This is a genomic window from Pantoea sp. NSTU24 (assembly GCF_050157905.1).
Taxonomy (GTDB): domain Bacteria; phylum Pseudomonadota; class Gammaproteobacteria; order Enterobacterales; family Enterobacteriaceae; genus Pantoea.
This window is the reverse complement of sequence record NZ_JBKIWZ010000001.1, coordinates 2,965,273-2,987,631: the sequence shown is the minus strand read 5'-3', so window position 1 is coordinate 2,987,631 and position 22,359 is coordinate 2,965,273. Positions and strand designations below refer to the sequence as shown.

Here is a 22,359-nt window from a genome sequence, read left to right as displayed (position 1 = left end):
ACAGGGCCGTGCTCAGGCGCGTCGCCGCAGTAACCGCAGCGCGTTGGCGGTGACCAGCGCGGTAGCCCCTGAATCGGCCACGACCGCCAGCCAGAGTCCGGTCAGACCCAGCAGGGTGGTGACCAGGAAAATTGCCTTTAATCCCAGCGCGATACCGATATTCTGACGGATAATGCGGCGGGTCCGGCGGGCCAGCGCAATCATCGGTGCGAGATGGCCGAGCTGATTTCGCGTCAGGGCCGCATCGGCCGCTTCCAGCGCCACATCGGTGCCGCTGCCCATCGCAATTCCCAGGGTTGCTGCTTTCATGGCTGGCGCATCGTTGATGCCATCCCCGACCATCGCCAGCGGCTGCTGCTGGCTCAGTTCACGCACTGCCGCAACCTTGTCGGCAGGCAGCAGGCTGGCGCGATAATCAATCTGCAGCTGGCGGGCGATGGTGGCGGCGGCTCGCGGATTATCCCCGGTCAGCATCAGGCTCTCAATACCCAGTTTTTTCAGCGCCTGCACCGCAGCGGCCGCGTCGTCGCGCAGCCGATCGCGCAGCGCCAGCGCCCCCAGCACCTCACCTTCCTGCAACAGCACGACCAGGGTTTCCCCTTCCGCTTCCCGCTGGGCAATCTGCGCGCGTTGCGCCGGTGCCAGGCCGGGTGCATGTGCGGGTGCCAGCAGCTGTACCTGCTGGCCTGCAAGCCGGGCGCAGATGCCACGTCCTGCCAGCACCTGCTGATCGTGCGCCTCGGGCAACGTCAGATGGCGTGCCTGCGCGGCCGCCATGATGGCGCTGGCCAGCGGATGGGTTGCCCCCTGTTCCACAGCCGCGCTCAGCGCCAGTATCGCAGTCTCGTCGCTTGCGCCAAACCGCAGGATCTGTGTCAGTTCGGGCTTGCCCAGCGTCAGCGTACCGGTTTTATCAAACGCGATGCAGCGCAGCGAACTCAGCCGCTCCATCGCTGCCCCGCCTTTGATCAGGGCACCCTGACGCGCCGCCGCCGCCAGCCCGGACGTGATGGCGGCGGGAACTGAGATCACCAGCGCACAGGGGCAGCCAATCAGCAGCAGGGTCAGTCCTTTATAGATCCACGGCTGCCACTCGCCTGCGCCAGAGAGCGGCACCCCTACCATCACCAGCAGCGAGAGCAGCATCACCAGCGGCGTATAGATACGACTGAACCGGTCGATAAAACGCTCAACCGGGGCGCGATGCGTTTCTGCTTCTTCTATCAGCTGCAGAATACGGTCGATCGCACTTTCGCCGGGCTTTGACACCACTTCCAGCTGCACCCGCCGGTCAACACTGGTGACACCGGCAGGCAGTGTCTCTCCGCAACTCCGCGTCACCGGCAGGGATTCGCCGGTCAGAGCGCTCTCATCGAAACTGGCCATCGGGCTGAGTAAGCGGCCATCGACCGGTAAACGGCTGCCCGCCGCGACGTCAATGACATCGCCGGGTTGCAGCGCGGCAACCGACACCTCAACACCTTTGCCCTGTTGCAGGCGAATCGCCGATTCTGGCCGCAACGCCATCAGGCGGGTAACGCCGCTACGCGCCCGGGAGGCGGCATAACTTTCCAGCTGTTCGCCCAGTTGAAACAGGACCAGTACCATCGCCGCTTCGGCGTGCGCGCCAATCATCAGTGCGCCCGCCGACGCCACGGTCATCAGTGTCTCAATGGTAAATGGCGATCCGCTGCGCAGGCGCTGCCAGGCTGCGCGTGCTACCGGGATCAGGCCCGCCAGCGTGGTCACGACAAACAGCCGATCGCCCCAGATCGGCGCAAGCTGGCTGAGCAGGGTGCTGGCGAGTACCAGCAGCGCCAGCAGCATCAGCATCCGGTTTTGCTGCCAGCCTGGCGTGGCCTGTGGCGCGGAGGAAGAAGAGGAGGCGGCCAGCCGGAATCCGGCTTTTTCCACGGCCTGTTCAACCGCGTTCCGGACATCAGTGTCGGCGCTGACCATCAGCTTCTCGCTACTGAAGAGGATGCGGGCGTCGGTGACACCACTCACCTGACGTACGGCGGTTTCAACGGTGCGGGCGCAGGCGGGACAATCCATTCCCCGGACCTGCCAGCTAAAGGGATAAACGCTGTCTCGCCGATCGCTTTCCTCCGCCACGTCGGCGTCACTGCCGGCACTGCTGTCGCTGTCACAGCAGCAGCCTGCCGTATCCGCCTTCACGGGCGTGGCAGCATGGATGGAAAGGGTGAGGGGACGGGCCTGAGGAACCTGACACAGTGGCTTTGCGGCGGCGTGACTGGCGGGGGGTTTGCCACAGCTACAGACGTGATGATGATGCATACGACCTCCGGATAAAGGGATGAGCGACGCTGCCCATCCCATTATCCTACACTCTGGAGTCCACTCCAGAGTCAAGGCGCTTTTATCAGACCACCCACAATGACCGCACGATCATAAAGTGACCGGCAAAATAGCAGGCGGCGACAATTGCGCTGTCGGCGGCAAAGCGACGGCGGTAGTGCGAGAGGAACCAGACGGCATTTGCCAGCAGCAGCAGACCGGCACCGACCATGATAGAGAAGCTGTAATCGGTCGGACGGAAGAAATACTGCTCGGTGGCGATCCAGGTCATCACCAGCGTCATACCAATGAAGGTACAGACCGGCCAGCGCAGATCTTCCAGCCGGCTCCAGATGATGCCGATCAGGGCGGCACCGATAATCAGCAGCGTCAGCGGAATCGGCCAGAAGAAAGTCATGGTCATGCTGGCGGCGAAGCAGAGGGTGTAGAGCAGGTGCGACAGGAAAAAGGCCCCGATAGCATAGAGCATCTGCTGACGCGACAGCAGCGTTAACGCATCACCAATCAGCGTGGCGACCAGCCCGGCCAGAATCAGATAGTCCGTGCTTTGCAGCATCGGGGCCTGCCAGGCGAGTCCCACCAGCAGGAGCAGGGTGACTGGTTTAAACAGCCAGCGCTGCCATTGTGGGCCGCGATAGCTGGCATCGACATAGAGCCAGCCGGAGAAAAGGACAGCGAGGAAAGACCAGAGCATTGTTTCTCCCTTTTTTACTCAGAATGGTGAAAGATCCCAAAATATCCCTTCCAGTTTAGGTTACGCCTCTGCGATGTGACAATCAGGCAACTCTGGTTGTATGCTTTGCCGTCTGATTTCTCTTCAGCGCAGCGAGAATGCGATGAGTAAACCGCCGTTAATCTTTGTTATCGTCCTGGCAATCATCGCCGTCCTGGCGACCCGTCAGTTTATCAAACAGCGTCGCGAAGGCGCGATGAATGACGCTGCACCTGCGCGTTCTCTGCAGGCTGAGGTTAGCAGCAAGCGCGAATTTCCCGCGCCCAATCGTCGTTCACGGCAGCGCGAAGTCATTGCCGGGGAAGCAATGCGGTATGAGGTACTGTTTCATCCACTGAACGGGGCCAGCGATATCAGAGTGCAGCTAAAGGAGGGCGAGTATCATCAGCTGAATAAAGGTGCCAGGGGAGAACTGACGATGCAGGGAACACGCTTTATCCGCTTTACGCCCCTGCCATAAGGGGCGGGCAGAACGCCCGCCAGTCCTATTTTTTGCGTGGGAAATGTTTCTTCTGCCAGGCCACCAGTTCAAAAACACCGAACAGGAACACTTTAATCTGTGTGACGCGGTCGATCGGCGGCGCATCTTTAGTCTGTGTTGCACGTAGCAGGACGAGCTGCAGACCATGCATCATGATCATGAAAAACAGCGCAACGTTGATGAAATAAGTCAGCGGTTTCGGGTAGGGATGTACCACGTTAGCCAGTAAAAATCCCCACACGCATAGCATCAACAGACGCCCCAAATTAAGTAACATCCTGCGTCTCCTGTTGACGTTGATACAAACGATAAGCGACCTGTCCGGCTATCTTCTCGCGATAGAGGTCCCACGCTGGCGGCACCGGCGGTGCGCCATTTTCCACTTCACTTTCTACATAAATCAGCGCCTGATCGGCCAGCCAGCGGTTGTTCTCCAGTAGCTGTAACGTCTGCGCCAGTAATCCCTGGCGAAACGGCGGATCGATAAACACGATATCAAAGGGTTCACCGGGCTGGGCCAGCCAGTTTAACGCATTGGTCTGAATCACAGTGCCATTTGTAGCACGCAGCGTCTGCAGGTTTTTTGTCAGCTGCTGTGCGACCGGCCGTTCCAGCTCCAGCAGCGTCGCCGAGCCCGCATAACGCGAAAGGGCTTCCAGGCCCAGCGCGCCACTACCGGCAAAGCAGTCGAGGCAGCGGGCCTCGGGCAGCACGGGGGCCAGCCAGTTAAACAGCGTCTCACGCACCCGATCGGTCGTCGGACGCAGTCCGGCACTGTCCGGCACCGGCAATTTGCGTCCGCGCCATTGGCCGCCAATAATGCGGATCTGCCCGGCACCGCCTGTACTGCGGGTGTTTTTATTCATCTTGCTCACAACTCGTCATAATTTGTTGCGTAGTTTAACGAGCGAATCGGTGAGAAGAAACGTTAAAAAAGGGTGCTGTGGTGAGCTGGCAGGAAAGTGTTAGACTACTGAGTTGCTGAAGTCATGCATTATTCTGTGGTTTACGCCGGCCTGGCGCTGACCAACTTTCATTGATTTACCCCTGGAAACCACGCGCGACCGGGACAAGGCCATCGAGGAGTGTCGTCACACAATGGCAAAAGAGAAAAAACGTGGCTTTTTTTCCTGGCTGGGATTTGGCAAAGAGGAAGAGAAACAACCTGTAGCGGAAGAGCAGACCCCGACGGTCGCGGAACCCGCTCCGCAGCAGACAGAACAGGAAGATCCGGCACTCCGCCAGGCTGAAGCGCAGGCGGAAGAGACAGTTGCTATCACCGAAACGGTGGCTGATCAGCAGCGTGAGGCGGACGTCACTGCTGCCGCGCCTTATGAAGCGGCACCTGAGTTACCGGATGCGGCTGAGCCGGTTGAAGCCGCCCCTGAACATGATGCGCCGCCGGTTATCGACGCCGACGACGTGATTACCCCCGTCGCCGATGAAGAACCGGCAGACGCACCGTTAAGCGAAGACGAGCTGACCGCGCTGGCGCTGGGCGACGCAGAGGTCGTGGAGACCCCGCATCACGCAGAAGCGGCGCCGCTGTCTGAAGACAAGCTGGCCACGCTGGTGCCGGGCGACACAGAGGTCGTGGAAACCCCGCATCACACAGAAGAGGCGCCGCTGTCTGAAGAGGAGCTGACCGCGCTGGCGCTGGATGACATCGAGTCCACGCAGGTGGCACCCGAAGAGGCGTCAGCGGATACCGTCAGCGACCTTCCACTGGCTGCCGTGCCACTCATTGCGCAGGAGCAGGAGCGTCCGGGCAAAGAGGGCTTCTTCGCCCGTCTGAAGCGCAGTCTGGTAAAAACCCGTCAGAACCTGGGTTCCGGTTTTGTCAGCCTGTTCCGTGGCAAAAAGATTGATGATGACCTGTTTGACGAGCTGGAAGAGCAGCTGCTGATTGCCGATGTTGGAGTAGAAACGACGCGCCGCATCATTGCCCATCTGACCCAGCAGGCAAATCGCAAGCAGCTGCGTGATGCAGAAGCCCTGTATGGCCTGCTGAAGGCGGAGATGGCCTCCATTCTGGCGAAAGTTGATGCGCCGCTGGATGTCTCAGGCAAAACGCCGTTTGTCATCCTGATGGTGGGCGTCAACGGCGTCGGTAAAACCACGACTATCGGTAAGCTGGCGCGCCAGTATCAGGCTGAAGGGAAGTCGGTGATGTTAGCGGCGGGTGATACCTTCCGAGCAGCGGCGGTTGAGCAGCTGCAGGTATGGGGCCAGCGCAACAACATTCCGGTGATTGCACAGCACACTGGCGCAGATTCGGCATCGGTGATCTTCGATGCCATTCAGGCTGCCAAATCGCGCGGCGTTGATGTGCTGATTGCCGATACTGCGGGTCGTCTGCAGAACAAATCGCACCTGATGGAAGAGCTGAAAAAAATCACCCGCGTGATGAAAAAGCTGGATGAATCAGCCCCGCACGAAGTGATGCTGACGCTGGATGCCAGCACCGGACAAAATGCGGTCAGCCAGGCCCGACTCTTTAACGAAGCGGTCGGCCTGACCGGGATTGCGCTCACCAAGCTGGACGGCACCGCCAAAGGCGGCGTGATCTTCTCGGTGGCCGATCAATTCGGTATCCCGATTCGCTACATCGGCGTCGGAGAAGGCATTGAAGATTTACGACCGTTTAAGGCGGACGATTTTATTGAGGCACTGTTTGCCCGAGAGGACTAATTAGGATGATTCGCTTTGAAGAGGTCAGTAAGGCATATCTCGGCGGGCGTCAGGCGCTGCAGGGGGTCGATTTTCATCTGCGCCCTGGCGAAATGGCGTTTCTGACCGGCCATTCTGGTGCCGGTAAAAGTACCTTGCTGAAGCTGATTTGTGGCATTGAGCGCCCGAGTGCCGGAAAAATCTGGTTCAGCGGCCATGACATTTCCCGCCTGCGCAACAGCGAGGTGCCGTTCCTGCGTCGTCAGATTGGTATGATTTTTCAGGATCACCATCTGCTGATGGATCGTTCGGTCTATGACAATGTGGCGATCCCGCTGATTATCTCTGGCGCCAGCGGCGAAGATATCCGCCGTCGCGTCTCGGCGGCACTCGATAAAGTCGGGCTGCTCGACAAAGCGAAAAGTTTTCCGATTCAGCTCTCTGGTGGTGAACAGCAGCGTGTGGGCATCGCCCGTGCGGTGGTGAACAAGCCGGCCGTGCTGCTGGCCGATGAACCGACCGGTAACCTCGATGACGCGCTCTCCGAAGATATTCTGCGCCTGTTCGAAGAGTTTAACCGCGTCGGCGTCACCGTTCTGATGGCGACGCATGACAGCGGCCTGATTGCCCGGCGCAACTATCGGATGATGACGCTGAATCAGGGACGTCTGCACGGAGGCCACGATGGTCAATAAACGCATTAAACGCCCGGCTGCGCCGAAAGCGAAGCAGCCGTCGAAGAGTAAAGCGCTGAAGGGCGGCTGGCAGGAGCAGTGGCGTTATGCGCTGCGCGGCACGCTGTCAGACATGTGGCGTCAGCCGCTGGCGACCCTGCTGACGGTGATGGTCATCGCTATCTCCCTGACGCTGCCCAGCGTCTGCTATATGGTCTGGAAGAACGTCAGCCAGGCGGCTACCCAGTGGTATCCGGCCCCGCAGTTAACCGTCTACCTCTCTAAAACGCTGGATGACACGGCGGCAGAAAACGTGGTGGCGCAGCTTAAGCAGGTCGAAGGGGTGGATAACGTCAACTACCTGACGCGGGAAGAGGCGCTGAACGAGTTCCGCAACTGGTCAGGCTTTGGCGGCGCGATGGATATGCTGGAGCAGAATCCGCTGCCCGCAGTTGCCATCATTACGCCGAAACTGAATTTCCAGAATTCAGACACCATGCAGAGCCTGCGCGATCGGGTCACTAAAGTGCAGGGCGTGGATGAAGTGCGCATGGACGATAGCTGGTTTGCCCGCCTGGCGGCGCTGACCGGGCTAGTCGGGCAGATCGCCTCCATGATTGGCGTGCTGATGATCGTGGCGGTGTTCCTGGTGATTGGTAACAGTGTCCGGCTCAGCATTTTTGCCCGGCGTGACACTATCAACGTGCAGAAGCTGATCGGCGCGACCGACGGCTTTATCCTGCGTCCGTTCCTCTACGGCGGGGCGCTGCTGGGCTTCAGCGGCGCGGTGCTGTCGCTGCTGCTGTCGGAAGTGCTGGTGCTGCGACTGCAGTCGGTTGTCGCCAGCGTGGCGACCGTCTTTGGCACCACCTTCTCGCTGGAAGGCTTCTCGTGGGATGAGGCGCTGCTGCTGCTGCTGATTGCGGCCATCATCGGCTGGGTCGCGGCCTGGCTGGCAACAGTCCAACATTTACGCCGATTTACGCCGCAGTAAACGACTGCAACATTTTTTTGTTATAATGGTCCTCTGCTACCGACGAAGTGTGCAGAGGATCGCTTCCCCCTCTTCCCTTCCTGTCGTCTGTGTGTAAAATATTCACCGGTAAAATTGAACTTGTGGATAACTTTGCCACTCTAAGTAGCACAGATTGCTTTCGGATTTCGCGCGACGTTGACTTACTGTATCGTCTGCGCAAGGAAATGTGCGGCAATTCCACTGAATTTGTGAGGGTTTGAATGACCAAAGAAATGCAAACTTTAGCTATTGCTCCTCTTGGCAACCTGGAGTCTTACGTCCGGGCGGCGAATACCTGGCCGATGCTCTCGGCTGAAGAGGAAAAAGCGCTGGCTGAACGGCTGCATTACCAGGGCGATCTGGATGCAGCCAAGACGCTGATCCTGTCTCACCTACGCTTTGTAGTTCATATCGCTCGTAACTACTCCGGCTATGGCCTGCCACAGGCGGACCTGGTGCAGGAAGGTAATATCGGCCTGATGAAAGCGGTCCGTCGCTTCAATCCTGAAGTGGGCGTACGTCTGGTTTCTTTTGCTGTGCACTGGATTAAAGCTGAGATCCACGAATATGTGCTGCGTAACTGGCGTATCGTGAAAGTCGCGACCACCAAAGCACAGCGTAAGCTCTTCTTTAACCTGCGTAAAACTAAGCAGCGTCTGGGCTGGTTTAACCAGGATGAAGTCGAGATGGTGGCCCGCGAACTGGGCGTCAGCAGTAAAGACGTGCGCGAAATGGAGTCGCGCATGGCCGCTCAGGATATGACCTTTGATATGTCTGCCGATGATGAGAGCAGTGAAGGTCGTTCAATGGCACCGGTGCTTTATCTGCAGGATAAAACCTCTGACTTTGCTGATGGCATTGAAGAGGACAACTGGGATGCGCACGCGGCTGACAAGCTGAGTTATGCGATGGAAGGTCTGGATGAGCGTAGTCAGCATATCATTCGCGCCCGCTGGCTGGACGAAGATAACAAAACTACGCTGCAGGAACTGGCCGACCAGTATGGCGTTTCCGCCGAACGTGTGCGGCAGCTCGAAAAGAACGCCATGAAAAAATTGCGAATGGCGATCGAAGCGTAACGCATGTGAACACTATAAAGGGCGACACAAGATGTCGCCCTTTTTGTTTCTCCATCCGCCGGTCTGTTCTCTCTTTTTCATTCAGCGTCAGACGCTTACTCTGCTCTCCATATCCAGCCATCACTCTGCGCCCGAAAACCGCACGCCTGCATAAAGGCCGCCCGCACCTGCTGATCGTCACTGCCATCATCGGCAATCCACCAGTCTGCGATGGAACCGTTTTGCCTGATGGTTTCCTCCAGCAGATACTGACCGACGCCACGACGCCGGGTAACATCGCGGACTGTCAGCCGGTGAATTCTGCCGTGCGTGCCGGAGATTTCCAGCTGCAGACCAGCCAGCAGGCGATCGTTAAAGCGCGCAGCATAAAGACGATGTCGCTCATCCAGACGCTGTTCCAGTTTTTCCATGTCCAGATCCGGCCAGACTTTACTGAGATCGATGCGATCCTGTGCGGTCAGCATAGTCACGCGCTGAATAGTGAGTTTCATAACAAACACCTGTACTGGTCGAAAGGGCGTAGTGTAGCGAATTTATACAGTCAGAGCGCCGTCACTTTTTTAAGTTAAAAACAGGTCAAAAGCGGGTCTGGATGCCAGGATTGAGGAGATAAAGAACAATAAGCGACGCAAATGCCAGCATAACGCGCTGGAGAATCGACTGAAATGCCTGCATAACAACCAGATGATTATGCTGCTTTAGTGGGCTGTTTCCCAATGTGTCAGTTGATTTAAAGAAGAAAATTCCTGTTTAATAAACTGAAAAATAAAGCCTTATTATCCAAAAATACCGGAAAAGCGCGCTAAATCATTCATAAACATCATTTTTCGGCTTTATCCGGCAGGCATTGCAAACCACAAATCACAGACACAACAAGATGGGGAAGTCCGCATGAAAATGAGTAAAGGCCGCGCATTACTGGCGGGTTGCGTTGCGCTGGCAATGAGCCACGCTGCTCTGGCTGCTGATATCAAAATTGCTATCGTTGGCGCTGTTACGGGGCCGGTCGCGCAGTATGGCGACATGCAGTTCACAGGTGCCGCCCAGGCCATCAAGGACATCAACGCGAAAGGCGGCGTAAACGGCAACAAACTAGCAGGCGTGGAATATGACGATGCCTGCGATCCGAAACAAGCCGTGGCGGTGGCAAACAAGGTGGTTAACGACGGCATTAAATATGTTATTGGCCATCTTTGCTCTTCTTCTACTCAGCCAGCGTCTGACATTTATAACGATGAAGGCGTACTGATGATCACGCCGGCGGCCACGGCACCGGAGCTGACCGCACGCGGTTATGAAACCATTATGCGCACCACCGGTCTGGACTCTGATCAGGGTCCGACTGCGGCAAACTATATTCTCGACCAGATTAAGCCTAAGCGTATCGCGGTGGTGCATGACAAGCAGCAGTATGGCCAGGGTCTGGCGGAATCGGTACAGAAAACCCTGAAAGAGAAAGGCGGTAACGTCGTGCTGTTTGAAGGTATCACTGCCGGTGATAAAGATTTCTCTACGCTGATTGCGCGCCTGAAAAAAGAGAACGTCGACTTTGTTTACTACGGTGGCTACTACCCGGAAATGGGCCAGATTCTGCGCCAGGCGAAAGCGGCTGGCCTGAAGGCGGGCTTTATGGGGCCTGAAGGCGTGGGCAACGCCTCACTCTCCAACATTGCAGGCGATGCTTCAGAAGGCATCTACGTAACGCTGCCGAAGCGCTATGACCAGCTGCCAGAGAATAAGGCGATTGTTGACGCGATTAAAACCAACAGCGCACAGAACCGCAAAGATCCGACCGGCCCGTTTGTCTGGACGACCTATGCGGCTATTCAGTCGCTGGTGGCGGGCATCGAACGCAGTAAGAGCGATGAGCCGGAAGCCATTGCGAAAAACCTGAAGAGCGGTGCGCCAGTACCGACAGTGATGGGTAACCTGAGCTGGGATCAGAAAGGCGATCTGAAGGGCTTCGAGTTCGGCGTATTTAAATGGCACAAAGACGGTTCTTCTACCGCAGTTAAGTAAGCGTTTTATCAGCAGAGCAATCCCCTGTCGCGTCGGCAGGGGATTTTCCCGTTCTCATGCAGGTCTTCACTATGTCCGAGCAGTTTCTTTATTTCATTCAGCAGATGCTTAACGGGGTTACCCTGGGCAGCACCTACGCGCTGATCGCCATTGGTTACACCATGGTTTACGGCATTATCGGCATGATCAACTTCGCTCACGGCGAAGTCTATATGATCGGCAGCTATGTCTCCTTTATTGTGATTGCCGCCCTGATGATGATGGGTATCGACACGGGCTGGCTGATGATTGCCGCGGGCTTCGTCATGGCGATCCTGATCTCCAGCGCCTATGGCTGGAGCATTGAGCGCGTCGCCTATAAACCGGTGCGATCCTCAAAGCGTCTGATTGCACTCATCTCCGCTATCGGTATGTCGATCTTCCTGCAGAACTACGTCAGCCTGACGCAGGGCTCACGGGATCTGGCGCTGCCGGGGCTGATCACCGGACAGTGGACGGTGGGCGAGAGCAACGGCTTTGCCGCCACCATCTCCACCATGCAGGTGGTGATCTGGATCGTGACCTTCCTGGCGATGCTGGCTCTGACCACCTTTATCCGCTATTCCCGCATGGGCCGCGCCTGTCGCGCCTGCGCAGAAGATCTGAAAATGGCCAGCCTGCTGGGCATCAATACTGACCGTGTGATCTCGCTGACCTTTGTCATCGGGGCGGCAATGGCTGCCGTCGCTGGCGTGTTGCTGGGTCAGTTCTACGGTTCGATCAATCCCTTTATCGGCTTTATGGCCGGTATGAAGGCGTTCACCGCCGCCGTGCTGGGCGGGATTGGCAGCATTCCCGGCGCGATGATTGGTGGCCTGGTGCTCGGCATTGCTGAAGCGCTGACCTCCGCCTATCTCAGTACGGAATATAAAGATGTGGTCTCCTTTGCGCTGCTGATTGGAGTATTGCTGGTGATGCCGACCGGGATTCTGGGTCGTCCGGAGGTGGAAAAAGTATGAAATCCTCCTTCATCAATGCGCTGCTCTCTGCCGTTATGCTGCTGGTACTGGCCAGCTTCTTTATGGGGCTGCGCCTGGGTCTCGACGGCACCCGCCTGGTGGTGCAGAGTGCAGGCGAAGTGCGCTGGAACTGGATCTTTGTCGGCTGCGGCGTGGTCTTCCTGTTTCAGCTGTTACGCCCGTTCTGGCAGCGCGGTCTGAAAAAAGTGTCCGGCCCGGCGCTGGTACTGCCGGGTATCGACGGCTCCACGCCGAAGCAGAAGATTTTTATGCTGGCGCTCATCATCGTGGCCGTCGCCTGGCCCTTTTTCGTTTCGCGCGGCGCGGTGGATATCGCCACGCTGACGCTGATCTATGTCATGCTTGGTCTGGGATTAAACGTCGTGGTCGGCCTTTCAGGACTGCTGGTGCTCGGCTATGGCGGTTTCTACGCCATCGGTGCCTACACCTTCGCGCTGCTGAACCACTATTTTGGCCTCGGCTTTTGGGAGTGCCTGCCGCTGGCAGGTATCGTCTCGGCGCTGTTCGGGTTGCTGCTCGGTTTTCCGGTGTTGCGTCTGCGCGGAGACTATCTGGCGATCGTGACGCTCGGCTTCGGTGAGATTGTGCGTATTCTGCTGCTGAACAATACGGCGATTACCGGCGGGCCTAACGGCATTGCGCAGATCCCTAAGCCATCACTGTTTGGCCTGGAGTTTGGCCGCAAAGTCTCTGAGGGGGGCTGGAGCACCTTTCATGAATTCTTTGGCCTGAAATATGACCCCAGTGACCGCGTGATTTTCCTCTATCTGGTGGCACTGCTGCTGGTAGCCCTGACGCTGTTTGTGATCAACCGGCTGCTGCGGATGCCGCTGGGCCGCGCCTGGGAAGCGCTGCGCGAGGATGAGATTGCCTGTCGTTCGCTGGGTCTGAGTCCGACCCGTATCAAACTGACCGCTTTTACCATCAGTGCCGCTTTTGCCGGTTTTGCGGGTACGCTGTTTGCGGCGCGTCAGGGCTTTGTCAGTCCGGAATCCTTTACCTTTGTCGAATCCGCCTTTGTGCTGGCCATTGTGGTTCTGGGCGGCATGGGTTCTCAGTTTGCGGTAATCCTGGCGGCCATTCTGCTGGTGGTATCACGTGAACTGATGCGCGATCTGAATGAGTACAGCATGCTGGTGCTGGGAGGCCTGATGGTGCTGATGATGATCTGGCGTCCCCAGGGACTGTTGCCGATGAAACGTCCACATCTGAAACTCAGAACCGGTAAAAAAGGAGAGCAGGCATGAAGCCTTTATTAGCCGTTGAAGGCCTGATGATGCGCTTCGGCGGTCTGTTAGCCGTAAACAATGTGGCGCTGGAGCTGCGTCCGCAGGAGATCGTGTCGCTGATTGGGCCAAACGGGGCCGGTAAAACCACCGTATTTAACTGCCTGACCGGCTTTTACAAGCCGACCGGTGGCAGTATTAAACTGCGCGATCAGCATCTGGAAGGTCTGCCGGGCCAGAAGATTGCGCAAATGGGCATCGTACGCACCTTCCAGCATGTACGTCTGTTCCGTGAGATGACGGTTATTGAAAATCTGCTGGTCGCACAGCATCAGCATCTGAAGAGCGGCGTGTTCTCCGGCCTGCTGAAAACCCCGGCGTTTCGCCGCACTGAGAGTGAAGCGCTGGATCGTGCTGCAACCTGGCTGGAGCGGGTTGGTCTGCTCGATCTGGCTAACCGCCAGGCGGGTAACCTTGCCTATGGTCAGCAGCGCAGGCTGGAGATTGCGCGCTGCATGGTGACACGCCCGGCAATCCTGATGCTGGATGAACCGGCCGCAGGCCTCAACCCCAAAGAGACGCACGAACTGGATGCGCTGATCGCGGAGCTGCGGGGCGAACACAAGGTGTCGGTGCTGCTGATTGAACATGATATGAAACTGGTGATGGGTATTTCTGACCGCATTTACGTGGTGAATCAGGGAACGCCACTGGCTAACGGCACGCCGGAGGAAATTCGTAACCATCCGGATGTCATTCGTGCCTATTTAGGAGAGGCCTGAGATGGCAGAGACAATGTTAACCATTGAAAACGTCAGTGCGCACTATGGCAAGATTCAGGCGCTGCATAACGTCAGCCTCTCAATCAACCAGGGCGAGATCGTCACCCTGATCGGGGCCAACGGCGCCGGGAAAACCACGCTGCTGGGGACGCTATGTGGCGAACCGCGCGCGACCCAGGGCACCATCACCTTTGATGGCAAAGCCATTACCGACTGGCAGACGTCGCGCATTATGCGTGAGGCTATTGCCATCGTGCCGGAAGGACGCCGGGTCTTTTCACGCATGACGGTGGAAGAGAACCTGGCGATGGGCGGCTTTTTTGCCAGCCGCCAGGAGTATCTGACACGCATCCGGCGTGTCTATGAACTCTTTCCGCGTCTGGATGAGCGTAAAATCCAGCGCGCCGGTACGATGTCGGGCGGTGAGCAGCAGATGCTGGCGATTGGCCGTGCGCTGATGAGCCAGCCGCGCCTGCTGCTTCTGGATGAGCCATCGCTGGGGCTGGCACCGATCATTATTCAGCAGATTTTCGACACCATTGAGCAGCTGCGCAGCGAGGGGATGACCATCTTCCTGGTCGAGCAGAATGCCAATCAGGCGCTGAAGCTGGCGGATCGGGGTTATGTGCTGGAGAACGGGCATGTGGTGCTCGAAGACACCGGTGCCGCACTCCTGTCCAACGAAGCCGTCCGCAGCGCGTACCTCGGCGCTTAACCTTTAGAGGCCTGGCTTACTTGCCATTTCGACACCGGGCAGTGCCAGCATTCCTCACGGACTTCAGTACGCTCCGGATGCTGTGCGCCCGGTGCCGGACTGCCTGCGCCGCCGACGGCCCTGAGTGACGGTGAGGATGGCCTGATGGGCGTGATTTAAAACCTCAGTCAGGCCTTTTCAGCTTCCGGTCGCTTTGCAATTTATGTCACTAAAAACTGGCAGCGTGGGCGTTTTGCCGCCGCGCGGCCAGCGTCCTCTTTTCCTCAATAAAGCCTGTCATCCGTCTGTCATCTGCCTGTTATTAATCCGTCATTTTTCCGTGTCATGTTACTTCGCGAACCAGAAATCCGTGATTTCACGCGTATTTACCTGCACAGGAAAACTTTATGTCCGTCGTTACCTTTCGTCGTAGCCTGATGAGCGCGCTGCTCGGTCTGGCGATCAGCGGCCAGGCGCTTGCCGCTACTGAGATCCCTTTCTGGCACTCCATGGAAGGCGAGTTAGGCAAAGAAGTCGATTCGCTGGCACAGCGATTTAATCAGACCCACCCCGATTACAAAATCGTTCCGACCTACAAAGGTAACTACGAGCAGAGTCTGGCCGCCGGGATTGCGGCAGTGCGCAGCGGTAAAGCGCCTGCGGTGCTGCAGGTCTATGAAGTCGGCACGGCAACCATGATGGCTTCTCAGGCAATCGTGCCGGTGCATCAGGTGTTCAAAGATGCGGGCATCCCCTTCGACGAGAAGCAGTTCGTGCCTACCGTGGCGGGATATTACAGCGACAGCAAAGGCCAGCTGATCTCTCAGCCGTTCAACAGCTCGACGCCGGTGCTCTATTACAACAAAGACGCTTTTAAAAAAGCGGGCCTGGACCCGGACCAGCCGCCGAAAACCTGGCAGGCGCTGGCGACGGATGCCGCCGCACTGCGTAAGTCGGGCATGAGCTGCGGCTACGCCAGTGGCTGGCAGGGCTGGATCCAGATTGAAAACTTCAGCGCCTGGCATGCCCTGCCGGTGGCGACGAAAAACAACGGATTTGACGGGCTGGATGCGGTTCTGGAATTCAACAAGCCGGTGCAGGTTCGCCACATCGAACTGCTGGAAGCGATGAACAAAAAAGGGGACTTCACCTACTTTGGCCGCAAGGATGAGTCCACCGCCAAGTTCTACAACGGTGACTGCGGCATCACGACCGCCTCCTCAGGATCGCTGGCCGATATCCGCCATTACGCAAAATTTAACTTCGGCGTGGGCATGATGCCGTATGACGACACCGTGCCGGAGGCGCCGCAGAACGCCCTGATCGGCGGTGCCAGCCTGTGGGTAATGAAAGGCAAGGATGCGGCAACCTACAAAGGCGTCGCCGAATTCATGCAGTTCCTGGCTAAGCCGGAAATCGCCGCAGAGTGGCACCAGAAAACCGGCTACCTGCCGATTACCACCGCCGCCTACGCGCTGACGAAGCAGCAGGGCTTCTACGACAAAAATCCGGGTGCGGATATCGCCACCCGCCAGATGATGAACAAGCCGCCGCTGCCGTTCACAAAAGGGATGCGTCTGGGCAACATGCCGCAGATCCGTACCGTGATCGACGAGGAGCTGGAAAGCGTCTGGACCGGTAAACAGTCGCCGCAGAACGCGCTGGACAACGCAGTGAAGCGCGGCAACGCACTGCTGCGCCGCTTCGAACAGCAGGTGAAATAATCTCTCCTTGCGGGCCAGCCCGGGCTGGCCCGCGCTTTCTGACGCCAGGTACGCCATGTCTTCATCCCGTCCGGTCTTTCGCACCAGCCTGTTACCCTATCTGCTGGTGCTGCCGCAGCTGCTGATTACCGCCATTTTCTTTCTCTGGCCCGCCGGTGAGGCGCTGTGGTATTCGCTGCAAAGCCTCGATCCCTTTGGCATTTCCAGCCGCTTTGTCGGACTGGAAAACTTCAGGCGGTTGTTTGCCGATCCCTATTATCTCGACACCTTCTGGACCACCCTGAAATTCAGCGGAATGGTGACGGTGTTCGGTATGCTCTCGTCTCTGCTGCTGGCGGCGCTGGTGGACTATGTGGTGCGCCTTCGCCGCCTCTATCAGACGCTGCTGCTGCTGCCCTACGCCGTCGCGCCGGTGGTGGCGGCAGTACTCTGGATGTTCCTGTTTAATCCCGGGCTGGGCCTGTTCAGCTACCTGCTGAACTACCTCGGCTACAACTGGAACTATGCGCAGAACAGTGGGCAGGCGATGTTTCTGATTGTGCTGGCGTCGATCTGGCAGCAGATGAGCTACAACTTCCTGTTTTTCTTTGCCGCCCTGCAGTCGATCCCGAAATCGCTGGTGGAAGCCGCCGCGATTGACGGCGCGGGGCCGGTACGCCGCTTTTTCAACCTCTCGCTGCCCCTGATCGCGCCGGTCAGCTTCTTTCTGCTGGTGGTCAACCTGATCTACGCCTTCTTCGACACGTTCCCGGTGATCGATGCCGCAACCGGCGGCGGACCGGTGCAGGCGACCACGACGCTGATCTACAAAATCTATCGCGAAGGCTTTACCGGACTGGATCTCTCCTCATCTGCGGCGCAGTCAGTGGTGCTGATGCTGCTGGTGATCGGGCTGACGGTGATCCAGTTCCGCTTTGTCGAACGTAAGGTGCAATATCAATGATTGAGAATCGACGCGGGCTGGATCTCTTCAGCCACATCGTGCTGGTACTGGGCGTGCTCACCATCCTGTTTCCGCTCTATGTCGCTTTTGTGGCGGCCACGCTGGATAACGCGGCGGTCTATCAGGTGCCGATGACGCTGGTGCCCGGTACACATCTGTGGCAGAACATCTCACGCATCTGGACCCACGGCGTCAACGGCAACGGTCCGGCGTTTGGCCTGATGCTGCTCAACAGCATGATCATGGCGCTGGGGATCACGTTCGGCAAAATCACCGTCTCGATGCTGTCTGCGTTCGCGCTGGTCTGGTTCCGTTTTCCGCTGCGTACGCTCTTTTTCTGGCTGATCTTCGTGACCCTGATGCTGCCGGTCGAAGTGCGTATTTTCCCTACCGTGCAGGTGATCGCTGACCTCAACCTGCTCGACAGCTACAGCGGCTTAACCCTGCCGCTGATGGCTTCTGCCACGGCCACCTTCCTGTTCCGCCAGTTCTTTATGTCGTTACCGGATGAGCTGGTGGAGGCGGCGCGCATCGACGGTGCCAGTGCCATGCGCTTCTTTATCGACATCGTTCTGCCGCTGTCCAAAACCAATCTGGCGGCGCTGTTTGTGATCACCTTTATCTACGGCTGGAACCAGTATCTCTGGCCGCTGCTGATCATCAATGACGCCAGCCTGGGCACGGCGGTAGCGGGAATCAAAAGCATGATCTCCACCAGCGGTTCGCCGACCCAGTGGAACGAAGTGATGGCGGCAATGTTATTAACCCTGATCCCACCGCTGATAGTGGTGTTAGTCATGCAGCGTGCCTTTGTGCGCGGCCTGGTTGAGAGTGAGAAATAAGATGGCAGGCGTAACCCTTCAGGCAGTAACCAAATCCTACGATGGCAAGAATCAGGTCATCCAGCCGCTGAACGTCACCATCAATGAGGGTGAATTCATGGTGATGGTCGGCCCCTCCGGCTGTGGTAAATCCACGCTGCTGCGGATGGTCGCCGGGCTGGAGCGCGTCAGTTCCGGGGATATCTACATCGACAACCGTCGCGTAACGCAGGAAGAGCCGAAAGATCGCGGCATCGCGATGGTGTTTCAGAACTATGCGCTCTATCCCCACATGACCGTAGAGCAGAACATGGCCTATGGCCTTAAAATTCGCGGTATGGGCAACGCGCAGATCCGCCAGCGGGTGCTGGAAGCGGCGCGCAGCCTGGAGCTGGATCATCTGCTGATGCGCCGGCCGCGCGAACTCTCCGGCGGACAGCGCCAGCGGGTGGCGATGGGCCGCGCCATTGTGCGCGAACCGGCGGTGTTTCTGTTCGATGAGCCGCTCTCTAATCTCGATGCCCGCCTGCGGGTCCAGATGCGGCTGGAGCTGCAGCAGCTGCATCGTCGCCTGCAGACGACCAGTCTTTATGTGACGCACGATCAGGTTGAGGCAATGACGCTGGCGCAGCGGGTGATGGTGATGAACAAAGGCATCGTGGAGCAGATAGGATCACCGGCCGAGGTGTATGAACGTCCCGCCAGCCAGTTTGTGGCCTCGTTTATCGGCGCGCCCGCCATGAACCTGCTGAAAGGGCAGCTCAGCAGCGACGGCTCGCGCTTTAATCTCGACGCCTCACACGCGCTGCCGCTCAGCGACATGAAAGCGAAGTGGGCTAACCGATCCGTGGTGCTGGGCATCCGGCCCGAACATATCCGTCAGAGCAGCCGCGAGCAGGGCGGGTTGCCACTGCGGGTTGAAACGCTGGAGATGCTGGGCGCCGACAATCTGGTGCATGGCCGCATTGGTGAAACGCCGCTGGTGGTACGCTTACCCCACAGTGAACGGCCCCAGCCTGGCACGACGCTGTGGCTGCATCTGCCGGCAGATGCGTTACACTTCTTCGATTCAACCCATGGAAAGCGTCTGGAATGAGCACACAACACTGGCCTTATCCCCGTATCGTCGCCCATCGCGGTGGCGGCAAACTGGCACCGGAAAATACTCTGGCGGCGATCGACACCGGCGCGAAGTATGGTCATCAGATGATTGAATTTGATGCCAAACTCTCGGCGGATGCGCAGATCTTCCTGCTGCATGATGACACGCTGGATCGCACCAGCGACGGCTGGGGCGTAGCGGGGCAGCTGCCGTGGGAGAAACTGTCTCAGCTTGATGCGGGCAGCTGGTTTGGCAAAGCATTCTCGGGTGAAAAGCTGGCGCGGCTGGATGCGGTAGCGGCCCGTTGTCGCCAGTATCAGATGATGGCGAACATCGAAATCAAACCCACGACCGGCAGCGATGCCGAAACCGGGCGGGCCATTGCTCAGGCCGCCGCGATCCTGTGGCAGGATCAGACGCCTCCGTTGCTCTCCTCCTTCTCTTATGAGGCGCTGGAAGCCGCGATGCAGGCCGAGCCGCAGCTGCCACGCGGACTGCTGTCACACAGCTGGGACCCGGAATGGCAGGTGAAAACTGCCGCGCTGGAGTGCGTCTCGATCCACCTGAATCACCATGTGCTGACTGAGGAGCGGGTTGCCGGACTCAAAGCCGCTGGCCTCAGAATTCTGGTCTACACCGTCAACAGCCCGGATCGCGCCAGAACGTTGCTCAGATGGGGCGTGGATGCCATCTGTACCGATGCAATCGACATCATTGGCCCCGATTTCAGCTAGTTCTGATTCGGGCTCTGCGTCTGCGTCTGATTACCCGGTTGTGTGTCGATGACCCGCTGCCGGGCACTGTCGCGCTGTTCCTGCATTTTACGCTGCATGTCCTGCGTCTGACGCTGCTGATCCTGGCGCAGCTTCAGCTGTTGCTGCTGCTGCTGGGTTTGCATCTGCGACTGCATTCGCTGCTGGCTGGGATTATAACCCGGCCGGTTCGGATCGTTGGTGCTGTTCAGCGTGGTCGCCTGGCTGGCAAAAGGCAGCAGGGCGGCAAAAACCATCATCCACTTTTTCATCATCTCTCCTTTCTTAACGCGCGTTCCGCGTGCGCAAGACCGCACACCGGCATCGCAGTCATAAGTTTACCCGATATCACAGACCTTACATTCAGATGTATTCCGGATTTGACTTAACCCCGGTTATTTTGCTGTATTTGTAGGCACTTGCATAAATGATAAAAAATTGTAAATAACAACACAGGATGGTGGCAGGATGAAAATGCAGAAAAGGGTGCGTCAGCTCAGCTGGTCGCTGGTGATGAGCATGACCGTGGCAGCCGGTGCGCACGCCGCACCCGTGCAGGCCCCCCCGGTTTCTTATGGTGTGGACAGCGATACGTTTCATCCGGTGAAGGCGCAGCACGGCATGGTCGCGTCGGTGGATGCCATGGCCACCCAGGTGGGCGTGGAGATCCTGCGTCAGGGTGGCAATGCGGTCGATGCCGCCGTTGCCGTGGGCTTTGCGCTGGCCGTAACCCATCCGCAGGCGGGCAACCTGGGCGGCGGCGGGTTCATGTTGCTGCGCACCGCCTCGGGTCGCGCCACCGCCATCGATTTCCGTGAAATGGCCCCGGGACATGCGTCACGCGATATGTTCCTGGACAAGCAGGGTAATGCTGACAGCAAACTGTCGCTCACTTCGCATCTCGCTTCCGGCACGCCCGGCACCGTCGCCGGACTGGCGCTGGCCGCGCAGAAATATGGCACGCTGCCGCTGAGCACCCTGCTGGCACCGGCGATCAAACTGGCGCGCGAGGGCATTCCGGTCAATGACGCACTGGCGGATGACCTGAAAACCTACGGCAAAGAGGTCCTGATTACGCATCCCAACAGCAAAGCAATCTTCTATAAGCCGGACGGTACGCCGTGGCAGAAGGGCGATCGGCTGGTGCAGAAAAACCTGGCGCACAGCCTGCAGCTCATTGCCCGTCAGGGGCCGGATGCCTTCTACAAAGGGGAGATTGCCGATGAGATTGCCGGAGAGATGGCGCAGCATGGCGGCCTGATCAGCAAAGCGGATCTGGCGGCCTACCGTGCGGTCGAACGAACACCTGTCAGCGGCACCTACCGGGGCTATGAAGTCTTCTCCATGCCGCCGCCCTCATCCGGGGGCATCCACATCGTGCAGATCCTGAATATCCTGGAGAACTTCGATCTGGCGAAGATGGGCTTTGGCAGCGCGGACGCCATGCAGGTAATGGCGGAAGCGGAAAAATATGCCTATGCCGACCGCTCGGAATACCTCGGCGACCCCGATTTTGTGAAAGTGCCGTGGCAGGCGCTGACCAGCAAAGCCTATGCGAAAACGCTGGCGCAGCAAATCGATGTGGCGAAGGCGCGTCCGTCCAGCGAGATCAAACCCGGCAAGCTGGAGCCTTATGAAAGTAATCAGACCACCCATTTCTCGGTGGTGGATAAGCAGGGTAATGCGGTGGCGGTCACCTACACGCTTAACACCTATTTTGGCAGCGGAATTGTGGCAGGTAACAGCGGCATCCTGATGAACAACGAGATGGATGACTTCTCCGCCAAACCGGGCACGCCAAATGTCTATGGGCTGGTCGGCGGCGAAGCGAATGCCGTGCAGCCGGCGAAACGGCCGCTGTCATCGATGTCGCCAACCATCGTCGCCAAAGGCGGGAAAACCTGGCTGGTCACCGGCAGCCCTGGCGGCAGCCGCATTATCACCACGGTGTTGCAGATGGTGGTTAACAGCATCGATTTTGGTATGAACGTGGCAGAAGCGACCAATGCGCCGCGCTTCCATCATCAGTGGCTGCCGGATCAGCTGCGTGTTGAGAAGGGTTTCAGTCCCGACACGCTGCGCCTGCTGGAGAACAAAGGTCAGCATGTGAAGGTGCTGCCGTCGATGGGCAGCACCCAGAGCATCATGATCGGGCCGGACGGCATGCTGTATGGCGCCTCTGATCCGCGCAGCGTTGATGATTTAAGCGCCGGTTACTGATTACCAGGACGGCTGACAAATCCGGACTCAGACATTCACTGACAGGGCTAATCAGCAGCAGGCGCACAATCGTGCCCCTGCTGCTG

Annotated in this window: 22 protein-coding genes; 16 read left to right on the top strand and 6 right to left on the bottom strand. The window is 58.1% G+C overall.

Annotated features, from left to right (window positions below):
• Positions 1-12: 12 nt before the first annotated feature.
• Together ACLHDD_RS14310 and ACLHDD_RS14305 are read right to left on the bottom strand one after the other, a co-directional pair.
• Positions 13-2,298, bottom strand: a complete 2,286-nt coding sequence (locus ACLHDD_RS14310; protein WP_427104612.1) for a zinc/cadmium/mercury/lead-transporting ATPase — start codon at positions 2,296-2,298, stop codon at positions 13-15.
• An 85-nt stretch (positions 2,299-2,383) separates the two neighbouring features.
• Positions 2,384-3,013, bottom strand: a complete 630-nt coding sequence (locus tag ACLHDD_RS14305) for a lysoplasmalogenase (protein ID WP_427104611.1) — start codon at positions 3,011-3,013, stop codon at positions 2,384-2,386.
• A 142-nt stretch (positions 3,014-3,155) separates the two neighbouring features.
• Between ACLHDD_RS14305 and ACLHDD_RS14300 the strand changes: the two genes are divergently transcribed.
• The gene (locus ACLHDD_RS14300) at positions 3,156-3,512 is read left to right on the top strand and encodes a DUF2500 domain-containing protein (RefSeq protein ID WP_427104610.1); all 357 of its coding nucleotides are present in this window, start codon (positions 3,156-3,158) and stop codon (positions 3,510-3,512) included.
• 25 nt (positions 3,513-3,537) lie between these two features.
• Here ACLHDD_RS14300 and ACLHDD_RS14295 read toward each other — a convergent pair whose 3' ends face one another.
• Both ACLHDD_RS14295 and rsmD read right to left on the bottom strand, forming a co-directional pair.
• A complete protein-coding gene (locus ACLHDD_RS14295) occupies positions 3,538-3,810 on the bottom strand; it encodes a DUF1145 family protein (protein WP_009087803.1) in 273 nt (90 codons plus the stop codon).
• Positions 3,800-4,399 (bottom strand): 16S rRNA (guanine(966)-N(2))-methyltransferase, encoded by a 600-nt coding sequence (gene rsmD, locus ACLHDD_RS14290; RefSeq protein ID WP_427104609.1) that lies wholly within the window; start codon positions 4,397-4,399, stop codon positions 3,800-3,802. The genes ACLHDD_RS14295 and rsmD overlap by 11 nt, the downstream gene beginning before the upstream one ends.
• Positions 4,400-4,631: 232 nt before the next feature.
• Between rsmD and ftsY the strand changes: the two genes are divergently transcribed.
• The 4 genes from ftsY to rpoH all read left to right on the top strand — a co-directional run bounded on the left by ftsY (position 4,632) and on the right by rpoH (position 8,971).
• Entirely contained in the window at positions 4,632-6,224 is a 1,593-nt protein-coding gene (gene ftsY, locus ACLHDD_RS14285; RefSeq protein ID WP_427104608.1) for a signal recognition particle-docking protein FtsY, read from the top strand.
• Between the two features lie 5 nt (positions 6,225-6,229).
• Positions 6,230-6,898, top strand: coding sequence for a cell division ATP-binding protein FtsE (ftsE, locus tag ACLHDD_RS14280; RefSeq protein ID WP_128086063.1), 669 nt, complete (start codon positions 6,230-6,232; stop codon positions 6,896-6,898).
• Positions 6,888-7,871, top strand: a complete 984-nt coding sequence (ftsX, locus tag ACLHDD_RS14275) for a permease-like cell division protein FtsX (protein WP_003852199.1) — start codon at positions 6,888-6,890, stop codon at positions 7,869-7,871. Before ftsE ends, ftsX begins: the two co-directional genes overlap by 11 nt.
• 242 nt (positions 7,872-8,113) lie before the next feature.
• A complete protein-coding gene (gene rpoH / locus ACLHDD_RS14270; protein ID WP_010253314.1) occupies positions 8,114-8,971 on the top strand; it encodes an RNA polymerase sigma factor RpoH in 858 nt (285 codons plus the stop codon).
• 95 nt (positions 8,972-9,066) lie between these two features.
• Here rpoH and panM read toward each other — a convergent pair whose 3' ends face one another.
• On the bottom strand, positions 9,067-9,462 hold the full coding sequence (gene panM, locus ACLHDD_RS14265) for an aspartate 1-decarboxylase autocleavage activator PanM (protein ID WP_427104607.1): 396 nt from the start codon (positions 9,460-9,462) through the stop codon (positions 9,067-9,069).
• Positions 9,463-9,862: 400 nt separating this feature from the next.
• Here panM and ACLHDD_RS14260 point away from each other — a divergent pair, with 400 nt between their 5' ends.
• From ACLHDD_RS14260 to ugpQ, 10 genes are all read left to right on the top strand, one after another.
• Entirely contained in the window at positions 9,863-10,990 is a 1,128-nt protein-coding gene (locus tag ACLHDD_RS14260; protein ID WP_427104606.1) for a branched-chain amino acid ABC transporter substrate-binding protein, read from the top strand.
• 71 nt (positions 10,991-11,061) lie between these two features.
• Positions 11,062-11,988, top strand: a complete 927-nt coding sequence (gene livH / locus ACLHDD_RS14255; protein ID WP_427104605.1) for a high-affinity branched-chain amino acid ABC transporter permease LivH — start codon at positions 11,062-11,064, stop codon at positions 11,986-11,988.
• Entirely contained in the window at positions 11,985-13,256 is a 1,272-nt protein-coding gene (locus ACLHDD_RS14250) for a high-affinity branched-chain amino acid ABC transporter permease LivM (RefSeq protein ID WP_427104604.1), read from the top strand. Before livH ends, ACLHDD_RS14250 begins: the two co-directional genes overlap by 4 nt.
• Positions 13,253-14,017: a high-affinity branched-chain amino acid ABC transporter ATP-binding protein LivG gene (livG, locus tag ACLHDD_RS14245; protein ID WP_427104603.1), complete on the top strand. Its 765-nt coding sequence runs from the start codon at positions 13,253-13,255 to the stop codon at positions 14,015-14,017. Before ACLHDD_RS14250 ends, livG begins: the two co-directional genes overlap by 4 nt.
• A gap of 1 nt (position 14,018) precedes the next feature.
• A complete protein-coding gene (gene livF / locus ACLHDD_RS14240; RefSeq protein ID WP_427104602.1) occupies positions 14,019-14,732 on the top strand; it encodes a high-affinity branched-chain amino acid ABC transporter ATP-binding protein LivF in 714 nt (237 codons plus the stop codon).
• A gap of 386 nt (positions 14,733-15,118) precedes the next feature.
• On the top strand, positions 15,119-16,435 hold the full coding sequence (ugpB, locus tag ACLHDD_RS14235; protein ID WP_427104601.1) for a sn-glycerol-3-phosphate ABC transporter substrate-binding protein UgpB: 1,317 nt from the start codon (positions 15,119-15,121) through the stop codon (positions 16,433-16,435).
• 55 nt (positions 16,436-16,490) lie between these two features.
• Positions 16,491-17,378, top strand: a complete 888-nt coding sequence (ugpA, locus tag ACLHDD_RS14230; protein ID WP_427104600.1) for a sn-glycerol-3-phosphate ABC transporter permease UgpA — start codon at positions 16,491-16,493, stop codon at positions 17,376-17,378.
• A complete protein-coding gene (ugpE, locus tag ACLHDD_RS14225; protein ID WP_427104599.1) occupies positions 17,375-18,220 on the top strand; it encodes a sn-glycerol-3-phosphate ABC transporter permease UgpE in 846 nt (281 codons plus the stop codon). Before ugpA ends, ugpE begins: the two co-directional genes overlap by 4 nt.
• A gap of 1 nt (position 18,221) precedes the next feature.
• On the top strand, positions 18,222-19,295 hold the full coding sequence (locus tag ACLHDD_RS14220) for a sn-glycerol-3-phosphate import ATP-binding protein UgpC (protein ID WP_427104598.1): 1,074 nt from the start codon (positions 18,222-18,224) through the stop codon (positions 19,293-19,295).
• Entirely contained in the window at positions 19,292-20,035 is a 744-nt protein-coding gene (gene ugpQ, locus ACLHDD_RS14215; RefSeq protein ID WP_427104597.1) for a glycerophosphodiester phosphodiesterase, read from the top strand. The genes ACLHDD_RS14220 and ugpQ overlap by 4 nt, the downstream gene beginning before the upstream one ends.
• Here ugpQ and ACLHDD_RS14210 read toward each other — a convergent pair.
• On the bottom strand, positions 20,032-20,325 hold the full coding sequence (locus ACLHDD_RS14210; RefSeq protein WP_427104596.1) for a DUF2756 domain-containing protein: 294 nt from the start codon (positions 20,323-20,325) through the stop codon (positions 20,032-20,034). The two genes, ugpQ and ACLHDD_RS14210, sit on opposite strands and share 4 nt — an antisense overlap.
• 196 nt (positions 20,326-20,521) lie before the next feature.
• Here ACLHDD_RS14210 and ggt point away from each other — a divergent pair, with 196 nt between their 5' ends.
• Entirely contained in the window at positions 20,522-22,273 is a 1,752-nt protein-coding gene (gene ggt, locus ACLHDD_RS14205) for a gamma-glutamyltransferase (protein WP_427104595.1), read from the top strand.
• The last annotated feature ends 86 nt before the right edge of the window (positions 22,274-22,359 follow it).

What these genes read in the sequence shown, in the direction of transcription:
- ACLHDD_RS14310 (WP_427104612.1), bottom strand. Translation starts at nt 2,298, where the DNA reads ATGCATCATCATCACGTCTGTAGCTGTGGCAAACCCCCCGCCAGTCAC.
- ACLHDD_RS14305 (WP_427104611.1), bottom strand. Translation starts at nt 3,013, where the DNA reads ATGCTCTGGTCTTTCCTCGCTGTCCTTTTCTCCGGCTGGCTCTATGTC.
- ACLHDD_RS14300 (WP_427104610.1), top strand. Translation starts at nt 3,156, where the DNA reads ATGAGTAAACCGCCGTTAATCTTTGTTATCGTCCTGGCAATCATCGCC.
- ACLHDD_RS14295 (WP_009087803.1), bottom strand. Translation starts at nt 3,810, where the DNA reads ATGTTACTTAATTTGGGGCGTCTGTTGATGCTATGCGTGTGGGGATTT.
- rsmD (WP_427104609.1), bottom strand. Translation starts at nt 4,399, where the DNA reads ATGAATAAAAACACCCGCAGTACAGGCGGTGCCGGGCAGATCCGCATT.
- ftsY (WP_427104608.1), top strand. Translation starts at nt 4,632, where the DNA reads ATGGCAAAAGAGAAAAAACGTGGCTTTTTTTCCTGGCTGGGATTTGGC.
- ftsE (WP_128086063.1), top strand. Translation starts at nt 6,230, where the DNA reads ATGATTCGCTTTGAAGAGGTCAGTAAGGCATATCTCGGCGGGCGTCAG.
- ftsX (WP_003852199.1), top strand. Translation starts at nt 6,888, where the DNA reads ATGGTCAATAAACGCATTAAACGCCCGGCTGCGCCGAAAGCGAAGCAG.
- rpoH (WP_010253314.1), top strand. Translation starts at nt 8,114, where the DNA reads ATGACCAAAGAAATGCAAACTTTAGCTATTGCTCCTCTTGGCAACCTG.
- panM (WP_427104607.1), bottom strand. Translation starts at nt 9,462, where the DNA reads ATGAAACTCACTATTCAGCGCGTGACTATGCTGACCGCACAGGATCGC.
- ACLHDD_RS14260 (WP_427104606.1), top strand. Translation starts at nt 9,863, where the DNA reads ATGAAAATGAGTAAAGGCCGCGCATTACTGGCGGGTTGCGTTGCGCTG.
- livH (WP_427104605.1), top strand. Translation starts at nt 11,062, where the DNA reads ATGTCCGAGCAGTTTCTTTATTTCATTCAGCAGATGCTTAACGGGGTT.
- ACLHDD_RS14250 (WP_427104604.1), top strand. Translation starts at nt 11,985, where the DNA reads ATGAAATCCTCCTTCATCAATGCGCTGCTCTCTGCCGTTATGCTGCTG.
- livG (WP_427104603.1), top strand. Translation starts at nt 13,253, where the DNA reads ATGAAGCCTTTATTAGCCGTTGAAGGCCTGATGATGCGCTTCGGCGGT.
- livF (WP_427104602.1), top strand. Translation starts at nt 14,019, where the DNA reads ATGGCAGAGACAATGTTAACCATTGAAAACGTCAGTGCGCACTATGGC.
- ugpB (WP_427104601.1), top strand. Translation starts at nt 15,119, where the DNA reads ATGTCCGTCGTTACCTTTCGTCGTAGCCTGATGAGCGCGCTGCTCGGT.
- ugpA (WP_427104600.1), top strand. Translation starts at nt 16,491, where the DNA reads ATGTCTTCATCCCGTCCGGTCTTTCGCACCAGCCTGTTACCCTATCTG.
- ugpE (WP_427104599.1), top strand. Translation starts at nt 17,375, where the DNA reads ATGATTGAGAATCGACGCGGGCTGGATCTCTTCAGCCACATCGTGCTG.
- ACLHDD_RS14220 (WP_427104598.1), top strand. Translation starts at nt 18,222, where the DNA reads ATGGCAGGCGTAACCCTTCAGGCAGTAACCAAATCCTACGATGGCAAG.
- ugpQ (WP_427104597.1), top strand. Translation starts at nt 19,292, where the DNA reads ATGAGCACACAACACTGGCCTTATCCCCGTATCGTCGCCCATCGCGGT.
- ACLHDD_RS14210 (WP_427104596.1), bottom strand. Translation starts at nt 20,325, where the DNA reads ATGAAAAAGTGGATGATGGTTTTTGCCGCCCTGCTGCCTTTTGCCAGC.
- ggt (WP_427104595.1), top strand. Translation starts at nt 20,522, where the DNA reads ATGAAAATGCAGAAAAGGGTGCGTCAGCTCAGCTGGTCGCTGGTGATG.